The organism is Microbacterium phyllosphaerae (assembly GCF_050628115.1).
Classification (GTDB): Bacteria; Actinomycetota; Actinomycetes; order Actinomycetales; family Microbacteriaceae; genus Microbacterium; species Microbacterium phyllosphaerae_A.
This window is the reverse complement of record NZ_CP192502.1, coordinates 3449519-3472741: the sequence shown is the minus strand read 5'-3', so window position 1 is coordinate 3472741 and position 23223 is coordinate 3449519. Positions and strand designations below refer to the sequence as shown.

The 23223-nt window shown below is 68.0% G+C and carries 18 protein-coding genes and 1 tRNA gene; 13 read left to right on the top strand and 6 right to left on the bottom strand.

Going from position 1 to position 23223, the window contains the following annotated elements; genetic code table 11:
• The first annotated feature begins 117 nt into the window (after positions 1-117).
• The 7 genes from ACQ4LY_RS16685 to ACQ4LY_RS16655 all read left to right on the top strand — a co-directional run bounded on the left by ACQ4LY_RS16685 (position 118) and on the right by ACQ4LY_RS16655 (position 7570).
• Complete coding sequence (locus ACQ4LY_RS16685) at positions 118-1908, top strand: SulP family inorganic anion transporter (RefSeq protein ID WP_431073294.1); 1791 nt, start codon at positions 118-120, stop codon at positions 1906-1908.
• The gene (locus ACQ4LY_RS16680; RefSeq protein ID WP_431073292.1) at positions 1901-2335 is read left to right on the top strand and encodes a DUF6325 family protein; all 435 of its coding nucleotides are present in this window, start codon (positions 1901-1903) and stop codon (positions 2333-2335) included. The genes ACQ4LY_RS16685 and ACQ4LY_RS16680 overlap by 8 nt, the downstream gene beginning before the upstream one ends.
• Before the next feature lies 1 nt (position 2336).
• Positions 2337-2693 (top strand): SHOCT domain-containing protein, encoded by a 357-nt coding sequence (locus ACQ4LY_RS16675; protein ID WP_056308312.1) that lies wholly within the window; start codon positions 2337-2339, stop codon positions 2691-2693.
• A 22-nt stretch (positions 2694-2715) separates the two neighbouring features.
• Positions 2716-3390, top strand: coding sequence for a GAP family protein (locus ACQ4LY_RS16670; protein ID WP_431073289.1), 675 nt, complete (start codon positions 2716-2718; stop codon positions 3388-3390).
• 158 nt (positions 3391-3548) lie between these two features.
• Positions 3549-4931 carry a hypothetical protein gene (locus ACQ4LY_RS16665; RefSeq protein WP_431073287.1) on the top strand — a complete coding sequence of 461 codons (1383 nt, stop codon included), beginning with the start codon at positions 3549-3551 and terminating at the stop codon, positions 4929-4931.
• A gap of 53 nt (positions 4932-4984) precedes the next feature.
• The gene (locus ACQ4LY_RS16660; protein ID WP_431073285.1) at positions 4985-6670 is read left to right on the top strand and encodes a SulP family inorganic anion transporter; all 1686 of its coding nucleotides are present in this window, start codon (positions 4985-4987) and stop codon (positions 6668-6670) included.
• 6 nt (positions 6671-6676) lie between these two features.
• Positions 6677-7570, top strand: a complete 894-nt coding sequence (locus ACQ4LY_RS16655) for a formylglycine-generating enzyme family protein (protein ID WP_431073283.1) — start codon at positions 6677-6679, stop codon at positions 7568-7570.
• A 10-nt stretch (positions 7571-7580) separates the two neighbouring features.
• Here the strand turns inward: ACQ4LY_RS16655 and ACQ4LY_RS16650 are convergent, their stop codons facing one another.
• Positions 7581-9230: a SulP family inorganic anion transporter gene (locus tag ACQ4LY_RS16650; protein WP_431073281.1), complete on the bottom strand. Its 1650-nt coding sequence runs from the start codon at positions 9228-9230 to the stop codon at positions 7581-7583.
• Between the two features lie 195 nt (positions 9231-9425).
• Here ACQ4LY_RS16650 and ACQ4LY_RS16645 point away from each other — a divergent pair, with 195 nt between their 5' ends.
• A complete protein-coding gene (locus ACQ4LY_RS16645; RefSeq protein WP_431073279.1) occupies positions 9426-11783 on the top strand; it encodes a sulfatase-like hydrolase/transferase in 2358 nt (785 codons plus the stop codon).
• A 38-nt stretch (positions 11784-11821) separates the two neighbouring features.
• Here the strand turns inward: ACQ4LY_RS16645 and ACQ4LY_RS16640 are convergent, their stop codons facing one another.
• From ACQ4LY_RS16640 to ACQ4LY_RS16625, 4 genes are all read right to left on the bottom strand, one after another.
• Positions 11822-12544, bottom strand: a complete 723-nt coding sequence (locus tag ACQ4LY_RS16640) for a GAP family protein (protein ID WP_431073277.1) — start codon at positions 12542-12544, stop codon at positions 11822-11824.
• Positions 12545-12613: 69 nt separating this feature from the next.
• On the bottom strand, positions 12614-14488 hold the full coding sequence (locus ACQ4LY_RS16635) for an alkyl/aryl-sulfatase (protein WP_431073275.1): 1875 nt from the start codon (positions 14486-14488) through the stop codon (positions 12614-12616).
• A 261-nt stretch (positions 14489-14749) separates the two neighbouring features.
• Positions 14750-14822 (bottom strand) — tRNA-Arg (locus tag ACQ4LY_RS16630).
• Between the two features lie 16 nt (positions 14823-14838).
• Positions 14839-15648 carry an SGNH/GDSL hydrolase family protein gene (locus tag ACQ4LY_RS16625; RefSeq protein WP_431073273.1) on the bottom strand — a complete coding sequence of 270 codons (810 nt, stop codon included), beginning with the start codon at positions 15646-15648 and terminating at the stop codon, positions 14839-14841.
• A gap of 70 nt (positions 15649-15718) precedes the next feature.
• On the opposite strand from ACQ4LY_RS16625, the gene argS reads away from it, so the two are divergent.
• Both argS and ACQ4LY_RS16615 read left to right on the top strand, forming a co-directional pair.
• The gene (gene argS / locus ACQ4LY_RS16620; protein WP_431073271.1) at positions 15719-17383 is read left to right on the top strand and encodes an arginine--tRNA ligase; all 1665 of its coding nucleotides are present in this window, start codon (positions 15719-15721) and stop codon (positions 17381-17383) included.
• Between the two features lie 37 nt (positions 17384-17420).
• On the top strand, positions 17421-18278 hold the full coding sequence (locus ACQ4LY_RS16615) for an LmeA family phospholipid-binding protein (RefSeq protein WP_431073269.1): 858 nt from the start codon (positions 17421-17423) through the stop codon (positions 18276-18278).
• 2 nt (positions 18279-18280) lie between these two features.
• On the opposite strand, the gene ACQ4LY_RS16610 is transcribed toward ACQ4LY_RS16615, so the two are convergent.
• A complete protein-coding gene (locus tag ACQ4LY_RS16610; protein WP_431073267.1) occupies positions 18281-19336 on the bottom strand; it encodes a YhjD/YihY/BrkB family envelope integrity protein in 1056 nt (351 codons plus the stop codon).
• Between the two features lie 149 nt (positions 19337-19485).
• Here ACQ4LY_RS16610 and lysA point away from each other — a divergent pair, with 149 nt between their 5' ends.
• From lysA to thrB, 3 genes are all read left to right on the top strand, one after another.
• Positions 19486-20895 (top strand): diaminopimelate decarboxylase, encoded by a 1410-nt coding sequence (gene lysA, locus ACQ4LY_RS16605; protein ID WP_431073265.1) that lies wholly within the window; start codon positions 19486-19488, stop codon positions 20893-20895.
• A gap of 64 nt (positions 20896-20959) precedes the next feature.
• On the top strand, positions 20960-22267 hold the full coding sequence (locus ACQ4LY_RS16600; protein ID WP_431073263.1) for a homoserine dehydrogenase: 1308 nt from the start codon (positions 20960-20962) through the stop codon (positions 22265-22267).
• Positions 22264-23199 carry a homoserine kinase gene (gene thrB / locus ACQ4LY_RS16595; protein WP_431073261.1) on the top strand — a complete coding sequence of 312 codons (936 nt, stop codon included), beginning with the start codon at positions 22264-22266 and terminating at the stop codon, positions 23197-23199. Before ACQ4LY_RS16600 ends, thrB begins: the two co-directional genes overlap by 4 nt.
• Positions 23200-23223: the final 24 nt, after the last annotated feature.

The window sequence follows — 23223 nt, the reverse complement described above, 5'->3', positions numbered from 1 at the left end:
GCGTACCGAGATCCTGACAGCGCCCACCGTCCGCTGTGCCGCCACCTCACCCAGACCGGGCGAGCCCCTGTCCGAGCCCTGCGCGACGCCGCTCGATGCCTCGGTCACCCCGTTGGGGTGAGCGCACCGATCGCCGTCCTGCGCACCGGTGCGAGCATGAGTCGCACATCGCCCGCACCCGTGGCGACGGCACGGTACGGAGGTGACCAGGTGCAGCAACCGCTGGCAGGACTGACGCGTGCGAACATCGTGCGCGAGCTGCTCGCCGGCGTGACGCTGCTCGCGATCGCCATCCCGCTCAACATCGGCTACGCGCAGATCGCCGGGCTTCCGGCGACCGCAGGCCTCTACGCGCTCGTCGTCCCCACCGTCATCTACGCGCTCGTGGTGTCGTCGCGCCAGCTTGTCGCTTCGCCGGATGCCGCGGCCGCCGCGCTCGTCGCTTCGTCGATCGGCGGCCTCGCGGTCGCAGGATCAGCGGACTACGCCGTGCTCGCGCTGGCTCAGGCGATCATCTGCGGCGTGATGTTCATCCTGCTCGCGATCTTCAAACTCGGCTTCCTCGCGAACTTCCTGTCGAAGCCGATCCTGATCGGGTTCGTCGGGGGACTCGCGCTCGACATCCTCGTGTCGCAGATCGCCAAGATGCTCGGCGTGAAGATCGATTCGGGGGGTGAGTTCGTCGAGAAGGTGGGTGACCTTCTCGGCGGGCTCGGCTCGGCGAACGGCTGGTCGGTGGCGATCGCCGCGGCATCCGTGGCGGTGCTGCTTCTCGGCAAGAGGTTCCTTCGCATGGTGCCGTGGGCGCTGATCGTGCTGGTCGTGGCGACCGTCGTGGTGGTGATCGCCGGCCTCGGCGACAAGGGCGTCGCGGTGCTCGGGGAGGTGCCCGCCGGTCCGCCGTCGTTCACCTGGCCCGTGATCGACTGGCAGACCTGGCTTCTCCTGATCCCCTCGGCGATAGCGCTGACGCTCGTGACCACGGCTGAAGGGCTGCTCGTGTCGCGGTCGTACGGTGAGAAGCGCCACTACCGCACCTCCCCGAATCGCGACCTGATGGCGTTCGGAGTCGCGAACATCGCGGCGGGGGCGCAAGGAAGCTTCGCGGTCGGATCGTCGACGAGCCGGACGGCGGCGATGGACCAGGCGGGCTCTCGCACCCAGTTGCCGTCTCTCGTCCTGGCCGTCGGGACACTGCTCCTGCTGCTCTTCGGCACCGGTCTGCTCGAGGACATCCCTTCTCCCGCCATCGGAGCCATCGTCGGAGTGGCGATCCTGCCGCTCCTCGGGTTCCGCGAGTTCGTCTCGCTGTGGCGACTCGACAGATTCGAATTCGCGGTCGGGGCCGTGTGCTTCCTCGTGACCCTCTTCGTCGGATCGATCCCCGGCATCGTCGTCGCGTTCGTGCTCGCGCTGATCAATCTCGCCAAGCGTGCGGCGAATCCCGCCATCGACGTCCTGGCGGACGATGGCGAGCCCGGGGACTCCCTGCTCGAAGAGGGGACCGCCGGGTCCGTGACGGCACCGGGGATCGTCGTCGTGCGTATGGCGGCTCCGCTCTTCTTCGCGAACGGCGATGTCTTCGCGCAGGCGATCCGCGCCGCGGTCACTGCACCGGGCGCAGATGTCGTGCATCACGTCGTCATCGACCTCGAAGCAGTGACCGACGCCGACGTCACTGCCGCCGAGTCCTTCGCGGGTCTCGTTGACTGGCTCGACGATCACGGCGTCTCACTCGCATTCAGTCGCCTGCGCTCGAGCGCTCGACCGCGTCTCGAGCGGCTCGGGATACTGACGGGCCAGCAGGTGTTCGACACCAACAGGGCGGCCGTCTCTTCACTGCAGGACCAGGCTCGCAGCACATCGTCGACATCGTCCCACCCAGAGAAAGGGCACCTTCATGAATGACTTCCGTTTCGGACCGGCGGAGTTCTATCTGGTCGGTTTCGAGGGGGACAGGCCGGATCCGGCCACCTTTCGAGCTCTCACCGATCTCATCAGCAGCGGGGTCGTGCGTCTCCTCGACTTCGTCGTCCTCACCAAATCCGAGCAGGGGGACATCGAGATCCTCGAACTCGATTCGGACGGCGGCCCCTTGAGCCTCGGCGACATCACCCCGATAGCCTCCGGGATCGCGGGGGAGGAGGATGTCGACGCGTTGGCCGAGCTGATCCCGCCGGGGCAGTCTGCCGCCATCGTCGTCCTCGAGCTCTCGTTCGCCCGAGAACTCGCGCAGAAGCTGGCGGCCGCCGGTGGTCAGGTGCTGCGCAGTGAGCGCGTTCCGGCACCCGTTGTGAACGCCATGATGGACATCCTCGACCAGGAAGGTGAATGACATGCCATTCAGAAGATTCGGCCGCCCCGGGTTGATCGGCCTCGCCGCCAGAACCGCGGTCGTCGCAGGAACCGCGACCGCAGTGCAGGGCGCGGCGATGCGCAACCGCGAGCAGCGCGCGCAGGGTCAGTACGAACAGGAGCAGTACGCTGCCGCGCAGCAGCAGGCGCAGATCGATGCGGCCGCGCAGAACGCGGCGGCGCAGTATGCCGCCCCTGTCGCGCCAGCCGCGCCTGCCGCCGCATCGACGAGCGCCGACGACATGATCTCGAAGCTCCAGCAGCTGGCCTCGCTGAAGGACTCCGGGGTGTTGTCGGAGGAGGAGTTCGCCGCCGCCAAGCAGAAGCTGCTGAGCTAGCCCGCGGGCGAAGGAGACTCTCATGGGCCAGGCCATCGGACAGCTGCTGCCACTCGCGCTCGGCATCGCGATCAGCCCTCTGCCCATCATCGCGGGCATCCTGATGCTGATGTCGCCGCGCGCCCGGACGACGAGCGTCGGCTTCCTGCTGGGCTGGATCGCGGGGATCGCCATCGTCGCCACCGTCTTCACGCTGTTGTCCTCAGTTCTTCCCGAGGCGTCCGACGACACGTCGAAGCCCGTTCTCGGAGTCGTGCAGCTCGTTCTCGGGGTGCTGCTCGTGCTGATGGCGGTGAAGCAGTGGCGCGGGCGTCCGCAGGGTGACGTGCTGCCTGAGATGCCGAAGTGGATGAAGCAGATCGACGGGATGTCATTCGTCGCGACGCTCGGACTCGGGCTGCTCCTCTCGGGCGCGAACCCGAAGAATCTGCTTCTCGGAGCCAGCGCCGGCATGACGCTCGGTGCGCTCGGCCTGTCCGGAGGCGAGGTGACGATCGTGATCGTCTGCTTCACCGTGCTGGCGGCGTCGACCGTCCTGATCCCGGTCGTCGGGTTCCTGCTGGCATCCGGGGCGCTGCGCGAGCCGCTCGGCCGGCTCCGAGACTGGCTGCAGGCCGAGAACGCCGTCATCATGACGGTGCTGCTGCTCGTGCTCGGTGTCACGATCATCGGCAAGGGGATCGCCGCGTTCTCGTGAGCTGCGGCGGCGAGGACGGGAGAAGGGTGCGGACATGGACTGGGTGATGATCGGCGGATTCGCGTTGCTCGCTCTGGCCATCCTGATGGTGGTCGTCGGCATCATCACGGCGATCCTGATGCGCCGCCGGCGGCGTCGATGAACGAGGAGGACGGCACATGACCGAACTGGACGACCTGAGGGCACGGGTCCGCGCTCTGGAGCAGGAGAACACCAGCCTTCGTGCGCCGAGGAGGAGGCCGAGGGGCAGATCCGTCGTCGCGGCCATCGTGCTGGTGCTCGCGGTGCTGATCTCGCCGATCGCGGCGATGGGCACCTGGGCGCGGCTTCAGCTGGTGGACGCCGATCAGTTCGTCGCGACCTTCGCTCCGCTGGCCCAGGACCCGGACGTGCAGGAGTTCGTCGCCGACCAGGTCAGCGCAGCGATCCACGAGCAGGTCGACCTCACTGCGGTCGTCGGCGACGTCTTCGACGGACTGCGGGAACTGGACCTGCCACCGCGCGCGGAGTCCGCACTGACTCTGCTCGAGGTGCCGGCGGCCAGCGGGCTGGTCGGGCTCGTCGACGGCGTCGTTCATGATCTCGTGGCCTCCGACCAGTTCGCGACGATCTGGGCGGAGTCGCTCCGGTTCACGCACGAGAGGGCTGTCGCGATCATGCAGAACAGTCCGGACACAGCGCTGCAGCTCGCCGACGACGGTGTGCTGTCGGTGGACCTCGGAGTCGTGATCGCTCGGGTGAAGGCCGAACTCGCAGAGCGGGGAGTCGGGTTCGCGGATCTCATCCCCGAGATCGACAGATCCATCCCGATCGCGCAGGCCGACGCGCTGGTGCTGGTGAGGACCGTCTACCAGGTGGCGGTGAGCTCCGGATTCTGGCTCCCGTGGATCGTGCTCGGGCTCCTCATCGTCGGCGTGCTGCTGGCGCGCGACCGGCCGCGCGCGGTGCTCTGGACGAGCCTCGGGTTCGCACTCGTCTTCCTCCTCTTCTCCGCCGGTCTCGGAATCGGTCGCGGATTCTTCATCGGCGCCGTGAGCCCGTCGATCATGACGGCGGCGGCGGCGGAGTCGATGTTCGACATGCTCACCTCGCTGCTGAGTTCGACGATCGCCGCTCTCGCGCTCGTCGGAGTCGTGGTCGCCGCCTGGGCATGGATCGCCGGATCGAGCCCGACCGCGAGCAAGCTCCGCGGGGCGGCCGAGAGCGGCTTCGCCTCGATCCGGCGGGCGGGGGAGCGACGTGGCCTGACGACCGGGCGCTTCGGCGCCGGTGTCGACAGGTTCCGGGGGCCCATCCTCGTCACGGGGATGCTCCTGGCAGTGCTGATCCTGATCGTGAACCGACCCGTCTCGTTCGGCATCATCATCGGGCTCGTCCTCGCGCTCCTCGGACTCGTCCTCGTCGTCGAGCTGGTGCGACGACCGACAGAGGTCGAAACGGAAACAGCACCTGAACCTGAACGTGAACCTGAACTCGAGCCCGAGCCCGAGCCCGAGCCCGAGCCCGACGCGGAGCCGGCACCCGGCGCGCAGACGAGCTGACGGCGGGCGCGAGCTTTGACCGCGGCGACCGTGGCGACAGGGGGAGGATCGCTGTGACGCTGCGCACCGGATGGACGCGCTACCGGCGCCGGTTCGGCTCGCGGCGCACGATCGGCGGTGATCTCCGGGCTGGACTCGTCCTCGGCATCGAGAGCGTGCCCGACGGACTCGCGGCGGGGTTGCTCGCGGGGGTGAATCCGCTGTTCGGGCTGAACGCCTACATCGTCGGCACGGTCTTCGGCGCGTTGGCGACCGGTTCGGTCTTCATGACCGTGCAGGCGACCGGAGCGATGGCCGTGATCATCGCCGACGTGCCGGAGGTGCACGGTGCCGAGGGCGCCGCCGCCATGGCGACCCTGACCGTGATGGCGGGCATCGCCATGCTCGCACTGGGCCTCGCCGGACTCGGCAGCCTCGTGCGCTTCATCCCGACAGCTGTGCTCATCGGGTTCGTCAACGCCGTCGCGGTGAACATCGTGCTCAGCCAGCTCGAGAACTTCACTGGGTACGACAGCTCGGAGGACGGCCGGCTGTGGCGGGTTCTCGACGTCGCGCTGAACCTCGGCCAGGTGAGCTGGGCATCCATCCTGGTCGGCTCGGTCACCATCGCCACGATCCTCCTGCTCGAGCGCACCCGACTCGGAGCACTGTCGATGGTGGTCGCGATCGTGCTCGGTTCAGCCCTCGCGGTGGCTTTTCCCGCAGGCGTCGGCACGATCTCCGACGTGGCCGAGGTGCAGCGGGGCCTCCCCGGCGTCTCGCTGCCCGACCCGTCGCTGTTCTTCGTGATGCTCGTTCCCGCTCTGTCCCTCGCTCTCGTGGGACTGGTGCAGGGCGCAGCCATCTCGGGCTCGATGCCGAATCCCGACGGCACATATCCGAATGCCTCGGCGGACTTCCGCGGCCAGGGGGTCGCGAACATCGCGACCGGGATGCTCCAGGGCATGCCGGTGGGCGGATCCATGTCCGCGACCGCGCTGGCGCGGGCCGCGGGTTCCCGCAGCGCGTCGGCGAATCTGATCGCCGGTGTCGTGATGGTGCTGAGCGTGCTGCTGTTCGCGCCGCTGATCGGTTACATCGCGATGCCGGCGTTGGCGGGGCTCCTGATCCTCGTCGGGGTGCGGACGGTGAAGCCGCACCAGATCGCGATGGTCCTGAAGACAGGCCCGGTGCAGATCGCGGTCTTCCTCGTGACCTTCGGGCTCACCCTCGCCATACCCCTGCAGTACGCGGTGCTCAGCGGGGTCGGATTGGCGGTCATCCTCCACATCGCCCGTCAGTCCAACCGTGTGCGGGTCAGGCAGTGGGTGTTCGACGACGCGAGTGGGCGTCCGACCGAGACCGACCCGCCCTCGACTCTCGCCGCAGGCACGACGACCGTGCTCACGCCCTACGGCAGTCTGTTCTTCGCGTCGGCGCCCTCTTTCCGGCAGCAGCTTCCGAGCCCCGACGGCACGGCGGCCGGCACCTTCGTGATCATCCGTCTGCGAGGCACTGACGAGCTGGGGGTGACGTTCCTCACGATGCTCCGCTCATACGCTCAGGAGCTCGCCGCAGCGGGGGCCACTCTGATGGTCGCGGGTGTCGGAACCCGCGTCCACGCCCAGCTCGTCTCCACGGGCGTGCGCAGCATCATCGGCGAGGAGAACATCTTCGTCGAACGCCCGCGCCTCGGCGATGCCGTCGCCGAGGCACTCGACGAGGTCGCTAGGCGGCGCACCGGCGAGACGGGGGTGTAGACAGGGATGGTGTCGATGATCCAGATTCCCGGCGGAACCCTGCTCATGGGGTCCGAGGCGTTCTACCCCGAAGAGGGGCCCGTGCACGATCGTGAGGTCGCGGCGTTCGAGCTCGACGAGCATCCGGTCACCAACGCGGAGTACGCCGCCTTCGTCGACTCGACGGGATACGTGACCATCGCGGAGCGGCCGATGGATCCGGCCGACTATCCCGGCGTGCATCCCGACGATCTCGTGCCCGGTGCCATGGTGTTCACCGCGACGAGCGGTCCCGTCGACCTGGGGGACTGGCGGCAGTGGTGGCGCTGGGAGCCCGGCGCGCACTGGCGTCATCCGTTCGGTCTCGACTCCACGATCGATGACCGGATGGATCATCCCGTCGTCCACGTCGCGTATCCGGATGCCGCCGCCTACGCCGCCTGGGCGCGAAAGCGGCTCGCGACCGAAGCCGAGTGGGAATGGGCGGCGCGTGGCGGTCTGGTCGGTGCGCGGTACGCATGGGGAGAAGACCTCCGGCCGGACGGCGTCGTGATGGCAGACACCTGGCAGGGCGAGTTCCCGCATCTGAACACCGGGGCCGCAGGGTGGGTCGGCACAGCCCCGGTGGGGATGTTCCCGGCGAACGGGTATGGGCTCCACGACATGATCGGCAACGTCTGGGAATGGACGGACGACTACTGGACGCACCGCCACACCGTTCCGGGAGCGGTCGCTCTCGATGCCGGACAGCGTCCGAGTCTGCTCTCCTCCGAGCCCGGATCGCGCATTCCTCGGCGCGTGCTCAAGGGCGGGTCGCATCTGTGCGCTCCGGAGTACTGCCTGCGCTACCGACCCGCTGCCCGGTCGGCCCAGGCCGAGGACACGGCGATGACCCACATCGGGTTCCGCTGCGCCCGCTGACGAACGGTTCTCAGACAGGCGCGGCGAGCGCCTCAGCGACGTGCGCGTGCACACGGCCGGCCGCGATCAGGCCCTGATACCAATCGGTCCTCGTCGCGATAGCGCTCGCGCGCTCGGGCAGCGCGGCGATGTGCAGAACGATGCCCTGGGCTGCGAGTTCGCGGTCGAGGTCTGCGAGTGTGTCGAGCACGGTGATGGTGACGGTATCGAGCCTCCGGGCGTCGAGGATCACGGCTCGTACCGGTTCGGGACGCGTCAGGGCGAGATCGATGATCGCTCGTTCATTCGCGAGCGCATTCGCGGTGTAGAGCCCGCGCAGTGTGCGGATCGCCACCCGGCCTTCGCGCTCGCCGACGATCTCGAGGCGGGGGATGTTCAGTTCGCGGAGCACGAGGATCAGCGTCACCGCGACGCCTGCCGCGACGGCGGCGAGCAGTCCGCCCGTCAGACCGATCACCGCGACGACGAGAGCGATCCAGAAATCGACGGCGCTGATGCGCGCCCAGCGCACGAGCATCGGGATGTCGATCAGTCCGGCCACCGCCACCAGGACCATCGCCGCCAGGGTCGCCTGGGGGAGCAGCGACACCACGGGGCCGAGGAACAGTGCGACCAGCACCGCGAGGGTGACGGTCACCAGCGTCGCTAGCTGTGTGCGAGCGCCGGCGCTCTGGTTCACGGCGCTCTGCGAGAAGCCACCGGCAGAGGGGAGCACGCTGAAGAAGGTCCCTGCGAGGTTGGCGGCCCCCGCGGCGAGGAGCTCCTGATCAGCGTCGATCGGCGGCTCGGAGGTGCGACGGATGCCACGGGCCACCGCGGCCGTCTCGAGGAACACCATCACCGCGATGGCGAGAGCACCGGGGACGAGCGAGCCGAGATCCGCGAGATCGGGCAGCCCGGGCACCGGGAGCCCTGAGGGCACCGGATCGACGAGCGCCACCCCGGCCTCGTCGATGTGCGCGAGCCAGACCAGCAGGATTCCGAGGGCGACGACCACGAGCGTCCCTGGGATCTTCGGCACGAAGCGCTGGCACAACAGGATGATGATGATCGACACGGCAGAGAGCGCCACCGTGGGCCAGTTGACGCTGTCGAACGCTTCGAGAGCGGCGAGGATCGACCGGAAGAAGCCCTCGCCCGAGGCATTCGAGGTCTCGCCGAGGAGCTTCGGGAGCTGCCCGACGGCGACCGTCCCACCGACGCCGATCTTGATGCCGAGCACCGTCGCCGTGCTGATGTTCTCGACCAGCGATCCGAGTCGCAGCAGCCGGGCGATCACGAGCATGACGCCCACGAGCATCGTCAACGCCATGAGGGCGCCCATCGGATCGTCGGCTCCGGCGGCAGTGGTGGTCGTGACGAGGGTGGTCGCGGTGAGGGTCGCGACGGTCGAGGTCGTCGAGACGCTCATCGCTCGGGATCCGCCGAGGAGCGCGTAGACGAGCATCGGGATGATGCAGGTGTAGAGACCGACCTGCACCGGGAGGTTCGCGATCGTGGCATAGGCCATCGCCTGCGGCACGACGACGGCGCCCGCGGCGAGGCCGGCGATGATGTCGGGTGTCAGCCACTCGCGGCGGTAGCCGACGAGTGTCGGGAACCACCACCGCCCACGCGACCCGGCAGGCGTCCGCGAGGACGCTGCGACAGCATCCGTCATCCTGATCCTCGCCTCCTGGTCGGGTCGCCGTCGCGCTGGAGTGGACGACGCTCTCATGCTGACATTGCCTCAGCGAGAGCGGAGATGGTGGGTCACCCGCCGCGGGCGATGCGTCGGAATCCGCGACGGGACGCGACCGTACGCTGGGCGCCAGGAGGCGGGCTTCCGGGTTCGCCGCGACCCTGAGGAGTGGCGATGGCCGACACGCAGCGTTCTGTTCTTCCGATCCCGGATCTGGCCTACACCGGCACGGTCACATACGACGCGACCGATCCCGACACGCGCTTCCCGGCGATCGAACCCGTGCGCCCGCCGGAGGGGTCGCCGAATGTGCTCGTCGTCCTCATCGACGACACCGGTTTCGGAGCATCGAGCGCGTTCGGCGGACCGGTGCACACGCCGAATTTCGAGCGGGTGGCCGCCGCCGGGCTCAAGTACACCCGGTTCCACACCACCGCGCTGTGCTCGCCGACGCGCGCCGCGCTGCTCTCTGGTCGCAACCACCACACGGTCGGCATGGGCGGCATCACCGAGATCGCCACGTCGGCGCCGGGGTACAGCTCGCTGCGCCCGAACAGCTGCGCGCCGCTCGCCGAGACCCTGAAGCTGAACGGCTACAACACGGCGCAGTTCGGCAAGTGCCACGAAGTCCCGGTGTGGCAGGCGAGCGCGATCGGGCCGTTCTCGGGGTGGCCGTCTCCGGGCAACGGATTCGAGTACTTCTACGGCTTCATCGGCGGTGAGACGAACCAGTGGTACCCAGCCCTCTACGAGAACACGACACCTGTCGAGCCGTGGGGCACGCCCGATGACGGGTATCACTTCATGGGCGACATGACCGACAAGGCGATCGCGTGGACGCGGCAGCAGAAGTCGCTGGCCCCCGATGTGCCGTTCTTCACGTACTTCGCTCCCGGCGCGACTCACGCGCCTCATCACGTGCCGGAGGAGTGGGCGGACAAGTACAAGGGGCACTTCGATCAGGGCTGGGATGAGATCCGCAAGGAGACATTCGCCCGCCAGCTGGAGCTGGGGGTGATCCCGGCGGATGCCGTGCTCACCGAGCGCAGCCCCGGCATCCCGTCATGGGACGAGATGAGCGATCTCATCAAGCCGGCGCTGGCGCGTCAGATGGAGGTCTATGCAGGATTCCTCGAGTACGCCGACCATCATGTGGGGCGGCTCCTCGATGCGTATGAGGAGCTCGGGATCCTCGAGGACACACTCGTGTACGTGATCATCGGAGACAACGGAGCGAGCGCTGAGGGATCGATGCACGGAACCACGAACGAGGGCTTCACGATCAACCACATGAACGACATCGAGACCGAGCAGTACGTCGCCGATCACATCGACGACATCGGCACCCCGCGGTCGTACAACCACTATGCGGTGGGCTGGGCCCACGCGATGGACACGCCCTATCAGTGGACCAAGCAGGTGGCCAGCCATTGGGGCGGCACCCGCAACGGCACCATCGTCAGCTGGCCCGGTGGGGGAGTCGAGCAGGGCGCTGTCCGTCATCAGTTCAGCCACGTCATCGACGTCGCCCCGACCGTTCTCGAGGCCGCCGGGATCCCCGAGCCGTCGATGGTCAACGGCGTGACCCAGCGCCCGTACGAGGGGACGCCGATGAACTACAGCTTCGCGGCGGAGGATGCGGATGCCGACGAGCAGCACGAGACCCAGTACTTCGAGATGCTCGGCAACCGGGCGATCTACCACAAGGGGTGGACGGCGGTCGCGAAGCACAAGGACCCGTGGGCAGGCTCCTCGCACGGACTCGACGACGACGTGTGGGAACTCTACGACGTCGAGAAGGACTGGACGCAGTCGCACGATCTGGCGGCCGAAGAACCCGAGCGACTCGCGCATCTGCAGCGGCTCTTCCTGATCCAGGCGGCGCGTTTCAACGTGCTGCCGCTCGACATCCGCTCGGCGGAGAGGATGAACCCCGACATCGCGGGGCGTCCGCAGCTCGTCGTGAGCGACTCGCAGAAGTTCTACCCGGGCATGAAGCGGCTCAGCGAGAACACCTCGATCAACATCAAGAACAAGTCGTGGACCGTGACCGCGCAGGTCGGACTCCCCGAAGACGGTGCATCGGGGGTGGTGATCGCGCAGGGAGGAGCCTACGGTGGCTGGTCGTTCTACGCGCACGAGGGATCACTGGTCTTCGCCTACAACCTGTTGGGCATCGACATCGATATCGTGCGCTCCTCCGACCCGATCCCGGCTGGCGCCACAGAGCTGCGCGCGCATTTCGGGTACGACGGGGGAGGACTGGCCAAGGGCGGCACGGTGACGCTCTTCGCCGACGGGGTGTCCATCGGAGAAGGTCGTGTGAACAAGACGATCCCGTTCCAGTTCACCTTCGACGAGACGGTCGACGTCGGCGCCGATCTCGCCTCGCCCGTCTCACCCGACTACGGTGCGACGGGCAACGAGTTCACCGGAGAGATCGAGTGGGTGCGCATCGATCTCGGTGATGACGACCACTCGCATCTCATCGACGATGAGCACAAGCTCGCCGTCGCGATGCTCAAGCAGTAGCGAGGTCGGCCTCTCGCCTGCTGATCGTCGATGCGAGATCAGTAGGCGAGAAGCGCCGAGATCGCCTTCTGCAGCTGGAGCACGGCGATCACGAGCACGAGCGCGGCGTTGAGGACGCTCGTGTGGGAGGCGATCCAGGCCCGGATTCGATGCAGCGCGGGGTCGGCGGCTTCGCCCTTCACGAGGACGAGGACGACGGGGATGCCGATCGGCAGCACGCCGACGAGCCCGAACACGAGGAGCACGACGATACCGGCCATCGTGTCGAGTGCGGCCAGCCGCACGTCGAGCGCCGCCAGGATCGCGCAGGACAGGTCGACGGGGTTCAACAGGAAGATCCCGGTACCCAGCACCAGTGACCGGGTCGGGGTGAAGGTCTCCACGGACTTCAGCCATCCCGGAAGCTGAGGCGCGGCAGCGGTGACCTCGGTCGGTGAGGATGCCTGTGCCATCGCCAGCGTGTGGGCTCGCCCGCGGCGGTAGATCCAGACGGCGCCCAGGAGCAGGGAGATGCCGATCAGCAGTCGCACGATCGGCACCCAGAGGGGCGGGGCGTTGCGTTCGTGGATCTCGAAGAAGCCGAGCACGGCGAAACTCGCGAACACGCCGATGAAGACGCCCAGGGCCCAGCCGATCAGGAACATCACACCGTTCACGCGCGCTCGCTGCGACAGCAGCACCGCGACGAGCGCCATGATCGCGAGGGGGCTCATCACGACACCCAGTGCCAGCGGCAGCAGGGACAGCACCAGATCGGTCATCGATCCACTCGCCCTCGCTGCGCGTTCATTCCGAGTCCTCGTCCCTCGTCCCGTGTGTCGTGATCTGCTCTAGGGGGTCACGATGTCGAACCCCGGATCGCCCACGGCCAGAACGGACGTGAGGGTGCCGAAGGCAGACGCGTCACCGGTGATCTCCACGCCGGGACTGTCCGCATCTCCCGCGACGAGTGCGAGCAGGCGCGGCTTCGTCAGCGACAGCGATGCCTGCGCGGTCGAGGCGTCGGCCGTCTTCTCGATATAGACCAGCACCCCGTTTCGAAGGGTGACGCGGAAGTTGCGATCCTCGTCGGTGAGCGTGAAGTCGAGCGCGACATCGAGGTCCCACGCGCGCGGACCGTCGACCGAGATCGCGACCGAGTCGAAGAGCTGCTCGGCGGTCAGCTGTGCAACGATCTCGGGTGCATTCGTGGTGGTCGGAGTGCCGAAGTTGCCAGTGCGCAGCTCGGTCGCTCCCGACATGTAGAAGTTCCGCCAGGTGCCGTTCTCGGCGCCGTACGCCAACTGCTCGAGAGTCGCCGCATAGAGCTCGCGCACCGCGACATTGTCCGGGGCGGTGAATACTGCGTGGTCGAGGAGCGTGGCAGCCCATCGAAAATCGCCCTCGTCATATGCTGCCCGCGCGGCATCGACGATGCGCTCGATGCCGCCGGCCAGCGCGACGTAGCGCTCGCCGAGAGCCTTCGGCGGATGCGGCCAGAGGCGGGCGGGGTTGCCGTCGAACCAGCCCATGTACCGCTGATAGATCGCCTTCACGTTGTGGCTCACGCTGCCGTAGTACCCGCGGGCGTGCCATGAGTTCTCGAGGATCGGGGGCAGCTGGATCTCCTCGGCGATCTCGGTGCCGGTCATGCCCTGGTTGGTCATGCGCAGGGTCTGATCGTGCAGATAGGAGTAAAGGTCTCGCTGCAGGCCGAGGAACTCGATGAGTTCGGCGTTGCCCCACGTCGGCCAGTGGTGCGAGGTGAAGACGACGTCGGCCTGATCTCCGTAGCGCTCGATGGCTTCGGTGAGGTATCGCGACCACACATGGGGATCCCGCACGAGAGCGCCGCGGAGAGTCAGCAGGTTGTGCAGGGTGTGGGTGGCGTTCTCGGCCATGCACAGCGCGCGGTACTTCGGGAATAGGAAGTGCATCTCGGCCGGAGCCTCGGTGCCAGGAGCCATCTGGAACTCGATGACGAGTCCATCGATCGTGTGGGACTCGCCCGTCTCCGCGATCTCGATCGTCGGCGGGATGATTCCCGCGTGTCCGGTGGACGTGGTCTGTCCGAGGCCCGCGCCGAGAGCACCCTTCGCGCTGCGCTCGAGGGCGGCGCCGTACATGTATCCGGCCCGTCGCCCCATAGCCGTGCCCGCGTAGACGTTCTCCGCCACCGCCTCGGCGACAGTCCCCTCGGGGGCGATGATCTGCACTCGCCCCGACTCGACATCGTCCTTCGACGCGATGCCGAAGATCCCGCCGAAATGGTCGATGTGACTGTGAGTGAAGATGACGGCCACCACCGGGCGGTCTCCGCGATGCTGCCGGTACAGCGAGAGAGCTGCTTCGGCGGTCTCCTTCGAGATGAGCGGGTCGACGACGATCACGCCCGTGTCCGATTCGATGAAGCTCACGTTCGACAGGTCGAAACCGCGTACCTGGTAGACGCCCTCGACGACCTCGAAGAGGCCGTGTTTGGCGACGAGCGTCGACTGGCGCCACAGGCTCGGATTCACCGTGTCGGGGGCATCGCCGGTGATGAAGTCATAGCTGTCGGCATCCCAGACGACGTTGCCGTCGTCATCGTGCACGACAGCGGGACTGAGCGTGCCGAGGTACCCGCGGTCCGCGGCCTCGAAGTCCCGGGTGTCATCGAAGGGCAGCGCCGCCTTGAGCGCCTCCTGCTGCCTTCTGATCGCCGGTGTCGCATCGTTCTGAACCATCGTCGCCTCCTGGAATCTGCCGAAACACCATCCGTGTGTCGACCTTCTCAGGGCCGCGCCGATGCGGCATGCGTGGACTCACCCTTCCCAGGTGAGGTGACCGAGCGGATCACAGCGGCTGGATCGGATGCTCATCAGGCACCGTGCGACCGGCTCTGGAGTCGGCGCGGACCACGAAAGGCCGCCTGAAGCCAGGCGGCCTTTCGTTCGTATCCATGGGATCCGCGTGCGAACTGTCAAAGTTCCGCGTAAACCTATGTGTGCCCCCGACTGGAATCGAACCAGCGACCTACGGTACCGGAAACCGGCGCTCTATCCACTGAGCTACGGAGGCGTACCGGTCGACAATATCACTGCTCGGGCGTGGTCTCCGACCCTCCGGCCTCGGTGACCGGCGCGTCGCCGAGTTCCGCGAGCGCTGCGGCGAGCTTCTCCGCCAGGTACCGGTGGCCGTCGGTCGAGGGATGCCGGCGTCCGACCTCGACGTCGATCACCGACAGGTAGTTCTGATCCGTGATCCAGTTCTGCGCGATGGGGGAGATGTACCACCACCCCCGGGCTGCGGCGAGCTCACCGAGGTCGGTGTCGATACGGGCGGTCTCGGTTCCGACGGGAAGCTCGTGAGGCGCGGGACCGAGAATGACGATCGCTGCCGCAGGGTACTTCGCGGACATCGCGTCCCACGCCGCGGTCACGGCCTCACGGTAACCGGCCTCTCCTTGGGCTCGATCGTTGATCGACCCCTGCATGATGATCAGATCGGGGGTGAGCGTCGGGTCGAGTGCGGCGATGCGCTCGCCGAAGGCAGGACCGTCGAGTCCGGGCTTCAGGTACCCGCTGCCGCGGACGCCGTTCACGATGGTCTCTCCGTCGATCAGATCCGCGAGAACGTACGCGTAGCCGAGCGTCGGCTCGGTCGCAGCTGACCCGTAGGTCCAGGAATCCCCGAACACCAGAACGGTCGGATGCTCGGGGAGCAGCAGCGGCACGGGGGCGATCGTGACTGCCTCGTCGGCGGCGGCAGCGGCTCCGACGGGCGCAGAAGACGGCACCGGAACCCACGGACGCCACACCCCGAGGACGACCGCGGCGAGAGCCAGGATCACGGCGACGGCGAGGCCCGCGACGGGCAGGCGGTGGCGGACGGATGCGGCCTTCATGGCATGACTGTAGATCACGATCCGGCCCTCGCAAATTCGGGCGCGTGACGCGCCGTAAACTGGGACGGCTATGAACCCTGAAACGCTCGCCGAAGCCCTCCTCGCCGTCCTCGCACCGATCGCCGAGGAACGACGTCCGGGCGAGCCGCTCGCGCTCGCCGCATCCGACATCGTGCTCGACCGTCCGCGCAACCGGGATCACGGCGATTGGGCCTCGAACATCGCGATGCGCCTGGCGAAGCCGTTCGGCACCAACCCCCGGCAACTCGCCCAGCAGATCGCCGACGGACTCGCCGAGGTCGACGGCATCGCGAGCACCGAGGTCGCAGGCCCCGGGTTCATCAACATCCGCCTCGACGCGGCGGCCGCCGGCGCGCTGGCCAAGGTCATCGTCGACGCTGGCATCGAGTACGGCCACAACGTCACCCAGGCCGGGCAGAGCATCAACATCGAGTTCGTGAGCGCGAACCCGACCGGTCCGCTGCACATCGGCCACACGCGCTGGGCAGCGCTCGGCGATGCGATCGCGCGCGTTCTCGCAGCATCCGGTGCGACCGTCGCCCGTGAGTACTACATCAACGACGCCGGCGTGCAGATGGAGCGCTTCGCGAACTCCGTGCTCGCGGCGGCCAAGGGCGAGCCGACGCCCGAGGGCGGCTACGCCGGAAGCTACATCGGCGATCTCGCCGCGCGAGTCCTCGCCGCACGCCCGGACCTGCTCGAGCTTCCCGACGACGAGCAGGTGATCGTCACGCGCGAACTCGCCTATGAGTACCAGCTCGATGAGCAGAAGCAGTCGTTGTCGAAGTTCAACGTCGACTTCGACGTCTGGTTCTCTGAGCGCACGCTGCATGCCAAGGGCGCCGACGGAACGAGCCTCGTCGACCAGGCCGTCGATCGTCTGCGCGAGCAGGGACATGTCTTCGACGACGAGGGCGCCGTCTGGGTGCGCACGACCGACTTCGGTGACGACAAGGACCGTGTGATCCGTCGCTCGAACGGCGAGTACACCTACTTCGCCGCCGATGCCGCGTATTACCTCAACAAGGGCGACCGCGGCTTCGAATACAAGCTCTACCTTCTGGGCGCCGACCACCACGGTTACGTCCACCGCCTCAAGGCGATCGCGGGGGCTGCGGGCGAGGACCCCGAGAAGAACGTCGAGGTGCTGATCGGTCAGCTCGTCTCAGTCGGCGGGGCGCGCCTCAGCAAGCGTGCCGGCAACATCATCGAGATGGACGACCTGCGCGAGTGGCTCGGCACCGATGCACTGCGCTACTCGCTGGAGCGCTCGCCTGCCGACTCACCGCTGGCGCTCGACCCGGAACTTCTGCAGAAGCGCACGAACGACAACCCCGTCTTCTACGTGCAGTACGCACACGCCCGCACGCACAACGTGGCGCGCAATGCCGCCGACTCTGGCGTCGATCGCTCGGATTTCGCACCCGAGACGCTCACGCACGAGACGGAGGGCGCGCTGCTGGGCGCTCTGCAGGAGTTCCCGCGAATCGTGGCGTTCGCCGCAGAGGTCCGTGAGCCGCACCGCGTCGCGCGCTACCTCGAGGAGCTCGCCGGCCTGTACCACCGCTGGTACGACAACTGCCGCGTGATCCCCCAGGGCGACGACCCGATCGAGACAGTGCATCGCACGCGCCTGTGGCTCAACGATGCCGCGGGGCAGGTCTTCCGCAACGGTCTCGACCTCCTTGGCGTGTCCGCTCCCGAGCGGATGTGACTCGGCTTCCGTCCGCGCCGTAGGGCAGGATGGCAGCATGAGCGACGACAACCACACCCTCCCTTATCCCGCCGCTGATTCCGAGCATCCGACGCTCGTGATCCCGGGCGAGAAGGGGGCTGCGGATGCTGTCGCCGCGCCCGCGAAGCGCAAGCGCAAGAGGTGGCCGTGGGTGCTGCTCATCATCGTGGTCGTGCTGGCACTGCTGGCCGTCGCAGCGGAGCTCGTGGTGCGGTCGGTCCTTCCCGGAATCGTCCGCGGGATCGTGATCGATCAGCTCGATCTGCCCGCCGACCAGAAGCTCGACGTACAGGCTGACGGCATCCTGATCCCGCAGTTGATCGGGGGAACGCTCGACACCCTCCATCTCTCTTCGGATTCGGTGACGTTGCAGGGGATCACCGGCGCGGTCGACGTCACCGCCACCGGGGTTCCGCTGCGTGGCGGCGACCTGAGCGGGGCGACAGGGACGATCCGGATCGACGAATCGCAGTTCACCACCCTGCTCGCCGGCACCGATCTTCCCGTCGACACCGTGACGCTCGAGGCTCCGAACGCGACCGTCGCCGGAACTGTGAGCGTCCTCGGCATCGCGATCCCGGTCTCGCTCACTGTGACGCCGGGCATCGCGGAGGGAGACCTCGAGTTGACGCCCGTGGGGCTCACGATCGGCGGCCTCGAGGTCGACGCCGATCAGGTCGGATCCTCTCTCGGATCCTTGGGCGATCGCCTCACCGAGACGCAACGTGTGTGCATCGCCGACCAGCTCCCCGCCGGCATCACCCTGACGGGGCTCGAGATCGACGGCACGGAGGCTGTGATCGACGTGGACGTCGACGGTGCGATCGCGACCGACGCGAGCCTGCTCGACAACGGCGTGTGCCCCCAGAGCTGAGGTCAGTCGGCGGTGGTGCCGGTGCGGAACTCCTTCTCGGCCTTCTGCGCGGCGCGGAGCTCCGTGGTCGCGAGAGCGACCTCGGCTTCGGCACGCTGCACGCGCCGCTGCGGGAACGTCGTCGCACCGAATCGGGCGTGCACGCGGTCGCGACGCTCCTCCTCCGATGTGACGATGTACGCGCAGGAGATCAGGATCACCTGGGTCGACAGATTGAGCCAGATCAGCAGCGCCAGCAGTGAGGCGAACGACGCGAGCAGCGGATTGCTGGTGGCACCTCCGATGAACAGCCCCGACAGCTCCTGCAGCACGAGGAGCCCGATCCCGCCGAGCAGCGAGCCTGCCCACAGCGATCGTGCAGACGGACGAGTACCCGAGAGCAGCCGGAAGACACCGGCGATCAGGGCGGTGTCGAGCGCGAGCACGACGACGAGCGACACGATGCGGATGCTCCAGGTCGCCGCGGGGGAGTCGTCGGCGATGCCGAACAGGCCTGAGATCCAGGTGATGCCGATACGCCCGATGAAGGTGACCGCCGCCGCGGCGACGAAGAGCACAGCGACGCCGACTGCGAGAAGGAGGTTGCGGAGCATGACCCAGATGAACAGGATGTCCGCGTGCGAGGTGCCGGCGAGCACCCGGACCGCTGTACGCAGCGACCCGACCGCGCCGAGCGCGGAGCCGACCAGAGCGATGGTCGACACTGCACCAGTGATCGACAGTGAGATCGGCTCGCGCAGGTCGTCGGGATCAACGACGCCTCCTTCGCCGATGAGACCGGGAACGACCGACTGCACTGCCGCGATGATCGCCTTCCATGCGTCGGGATTGCCTGCGAGCCACAGCGCCGCGATCGAGAACCCGAGCAGGACGCCCGCGAACACGCTGAACAGCGCCCGGTACGTCACGCTGTCGGCGAGCATGGGGCCTCGACGCTCCGAGTACAGCAGGAAAGCGCGGACCGGCCGCCGCGTCAGCGCCCAGCGGATGGCCGCCGCGCTCACTCGCGCGATCGGGCCGGGACGGTCGGCATCGGGTGCTGCGGAGTCGGTGCTCATGCCACCACCTTACGAGTGGCCGACAAGTGCTTTCAGGGGGTTGACGTCGGGCGTCACCATGACGGATGCGGCATGGAGGGTGCCCTAGAATCGGGGTCAACCTCGCAGTGCGCGTTCCCGCCCGAGACCCGTCCCACGATTGGTGTTCCTTGCTTTCCCCTGCCGATTCGCTCGCCCCGGAATGGCTCGTCGAGCCCGACGACGCGAACGATCTCCCGACCGCCGTGTGGCCTGCGTCCACGATCCGCGACTCCGACGGGGTCGTCCAGCTGGCCGGCATCGCCGCCACCGCGCTCGCCCGGACTTACGGCACACCGCTCCTCGTGATCGACGAGGACGAGGTGCGCACCCGCGCACGGGCGTTCAGGCTCGCCTTCGACACGGCCGCCGCCGACCACGGCACGACCGCTCAGGTCTACTACGCGGGCAAGGCGCTGCTGACCACGACGATCGCCCGATGGGTGGTCGATGAGGGACTCCGCATCGACGTGTGCACCGGGGGAGAGCTCGAGGTCGCTCTCGCCGCGGGAGTCGCTCCGGCATCGATGGGTTTCCACGGGAACAACAAGTCCGTCGCCGAGCTCGAACGCGCCGTCGAGGTGGGCGTCGGGACGATCATCGTCGACAGCGAGATCGAGATCGAGCGGCTGGCGGCGATCACCGCTCGGACCGGCACGACCCAGCGCGTGCTGGTGCGGGTCATCAGCGGCGTGCACGCCGAGACGCATGACTTCCTCGCGACCGCCCACGAAGACCAGAAATTCGGCTTCCCGCTGCCCGAAGCGGAGCAGGCCGTCGCTCGCATCCGCGAGATCTCCGGCATCGACTTCGCCGGTCTCCACTGCCACATCGGCTCGCAGATCTTCGGCGTCGCCGGTTTCCGTGAATCCGCGTCCCGCGTGCTCGAGCTCCATGCCGCACTCCTCGAGGGCGGGCCCGTGCCTCAGCTCAATCTGGGCGGCGGCTTCGGCATCGCCTACACGAGCGTCGACGACCCGACACCGATCGAGACGCTCGCGGGAGAGATCGTGACCGCGGTCGCCGAAGGCTGTGCGGCACGCGGCATCGCTATTCCGGCACTCTCGTTCGAACCCGGCCGAGCCATCGTCGGCACCGCCGGCGTGACGATCTACGAGGTAGGGACGACGAAAGACGTGGCGCTGGAGTCCGGTGCGACCCGTCGATACATCAGCGTCGACGGAGGCATGAGCGACAACGCCCGTCCCGCACTCTACGGAGCCCAGTTCTCGGCCCGCCTGGCCTCACGAGTCGGCGTCGGCGCTCCGCAGCTCAGCCGCGTCGTCGGCAAGCACTGCGAGTCGGGTGACATCGTCGTCGATCACGAGTTCCTCCCGGCCGACGTCACGCCCGGCGACCTCCTGGCGGTCCCTGCGACGGGTGCGTACTGCGCTCCGCTGGCGAGCAACTACAACCATGTTCCGCGTCCTCCGATCGTCGCCGTTCGCGACGGTCGGTCGACGGTCATCGTCCGCGGCGAGACGATCGCCGATGTCCTCTCTCGGGATGCGGGCATCGACATGCCCCAGAACCACCGGTGAGCCGCGCGTCACGCGATGCGGCGACCGACGACACACGACTGATCCACCCTCCTAAGGAGTAGCAATGACGACTGAGTACCGACGACTTCGGGTGGCGCTTCTGGGCGCCGGCGCGGTCGGCTCCCAGGTGGCCGACCTCCTGCTGCGTCACGGCGACGAGCTCGCCGACCGCGCGGGGGCCTCGCTCGAACTGGCGGGCATCGCCGTGCGCAACCTCGACGCACCCCGTGAGACGGACCTGCCGAAGGAGCTGTTCACGACCGATGCGGAGTCGCTGATCCTCGGCTCCGACATCGTGATCGAGCTGATCGGCGGAATCGAGCCGGCGCGCACGAGCATCCTGCAGGCGATCGGCTCCGGCGCAGACGTCGTCACCGCCAACAAAGCGCTGCTCGCCACGCACGGCCCCGAGCTGTTCGAGGCTGCCGACCGTGTCGGCGCCTCCGTCTACTACGAGGCCGCTGCCGCCGGTGCGATCCCGATCATCCGCCCGCTGCGCGACTCGCTCGCCGGCGACCGGGTGGTGCGCATCATGGGCATCGTGAACGGCACGACCAACTACATCCTCGACCGCATGGACACCGAGGGCGCCGACTTCGCCGACGTGCTCGCCGACGCACAGCGCCTCGGCTACGCGGAGGCCGACCCGACGGCCGACGTCGAGGGCTACGACGCAGCGCAGAAGGCCGCGATCCTCGCCAGCCTCGCCTTCCACACGGCCGTCCCGCTCGACGCCGTCTACCGCGAGGGCATCACCTCGATCACCGCATCGATGATCGACGAGGCTCGGGCGGCCGGATTCGTGATCAAGCTGCTCGCCGTCTGCGAGCGCATCGAGGCCAACGGCGCCGAGTCGATCTCGGTGCGCGTCTACCCGGCGCTCGTCCCGAAGACCCACCCGCTCGCGTCGGTCCACGGCGCGAACAACGCGGTGTTCGTCGAGGCGGAGGCGGCCGGATCGCTCATGTTCTACGGCGCAGGTGCCGGTGGCGTGCAGACGGCATCCGCCGTTCTCGGCGACGTCGTCTCGGCAGCTCGACGCCACATCGCCGGCGGCGTGGGCGTCGGGGAGTCCACCAGGGCGAACCTGCCGGTCGTGCCGATCGGCCACGTCACCACGCGCTACCAGATCACTCTCGAGGTCTCGGACGCCCCCGGTGTCCTCGCGACCGTCGCCGGGATCCTGAGCGACGGCGACGTCTCGGTCGCCACTGTCGTCCAGACGGTCGAGGGCGAAGCCGAGCCCACCGCCCGTCTCGTCATCGGTACGCACCGCGCCACCGATGCGGCTCTCAGCGCGACCGTCGACGCACTCGCCGACAGCTCGGTCGTCGAGCGCGTCGTGTCTGTGCTGCGCGTGGAAGGCGAATGACGGTGGCATCAGCGCGCACGGTCGAGGTGACCGTACCCGCCACCAGCGCGAACCTGGGCCCCGGCTTCGACACGCTCGGTCTCGCGCTGAGCGTCTACGACACCCTCGTGGTCACGGAACTCCCCGCCGGTGAGGTCGAGATCGAGGTCTCGGGTTCCGGCGCGGCCGAGATCCCGCGTGATGCGTCGAACCTGATCGTCCGTACGATCGCGCATGTCTACGCCGACGTCGATCGTCCGCTTCCGGGTCTGCGCATCGTGGCCGAGAACGGGGTGCCGCACGGTCGTGGTCTCGGCTCCTCCGGAGCGGCCGTGGCCGCAGGCATCCTGACGGCCAAGGGCCTGCTCGAGGGTGACGTCGAGATCAGCGACGCCGATATGCTGCGCCTCGCTACCGAGATCGAAGGGCACCCCGACAACGTGGCACCCGCCCTCTTCGGTGGACTCACGATCGCGTGGATGGGGGAGCGGGGCGCGCAGCACAAGAAGCTGCTCGTGCACCGCGGTGTCTCTCCGCTGGTGCTCGTCCCTTCGTACACGATGTCGACCTCGAAGGCCCGTTCGCTGCAGCCGCCTCAGGTGTCGACCGCCGATGCGGTGTTCAACGTCTCTCGCTCGGCGCTGCTCATCGCGGCTCTCACCCAGAGCCCCGAGCTGCTGCTCGACGCCACGGCCGATCGCCTCCATCAGGACTATCGCGCCGAGGCGATGCCCGAGACGCAGCGCCTCGTGCAGGCTCTGCGCTCCGCGGGTTTCGCCGCTGTGGTGTCCGGCGCCGGACCCAGTGTGCTCGTGCTCGCCGACGGCCCCGGCAGTCGTCAGGATGCCGTGGAACTCGCCGAGTCCACCACCGACACCCCGTGGGAAGCGCTGCTGCTCGCGGTCGACGTGCGTGGTGGTACAGTGGGGAATCGAGCGGAGGGCTCCACGTAACTGCGTGAATCTGGCCCCATTGCA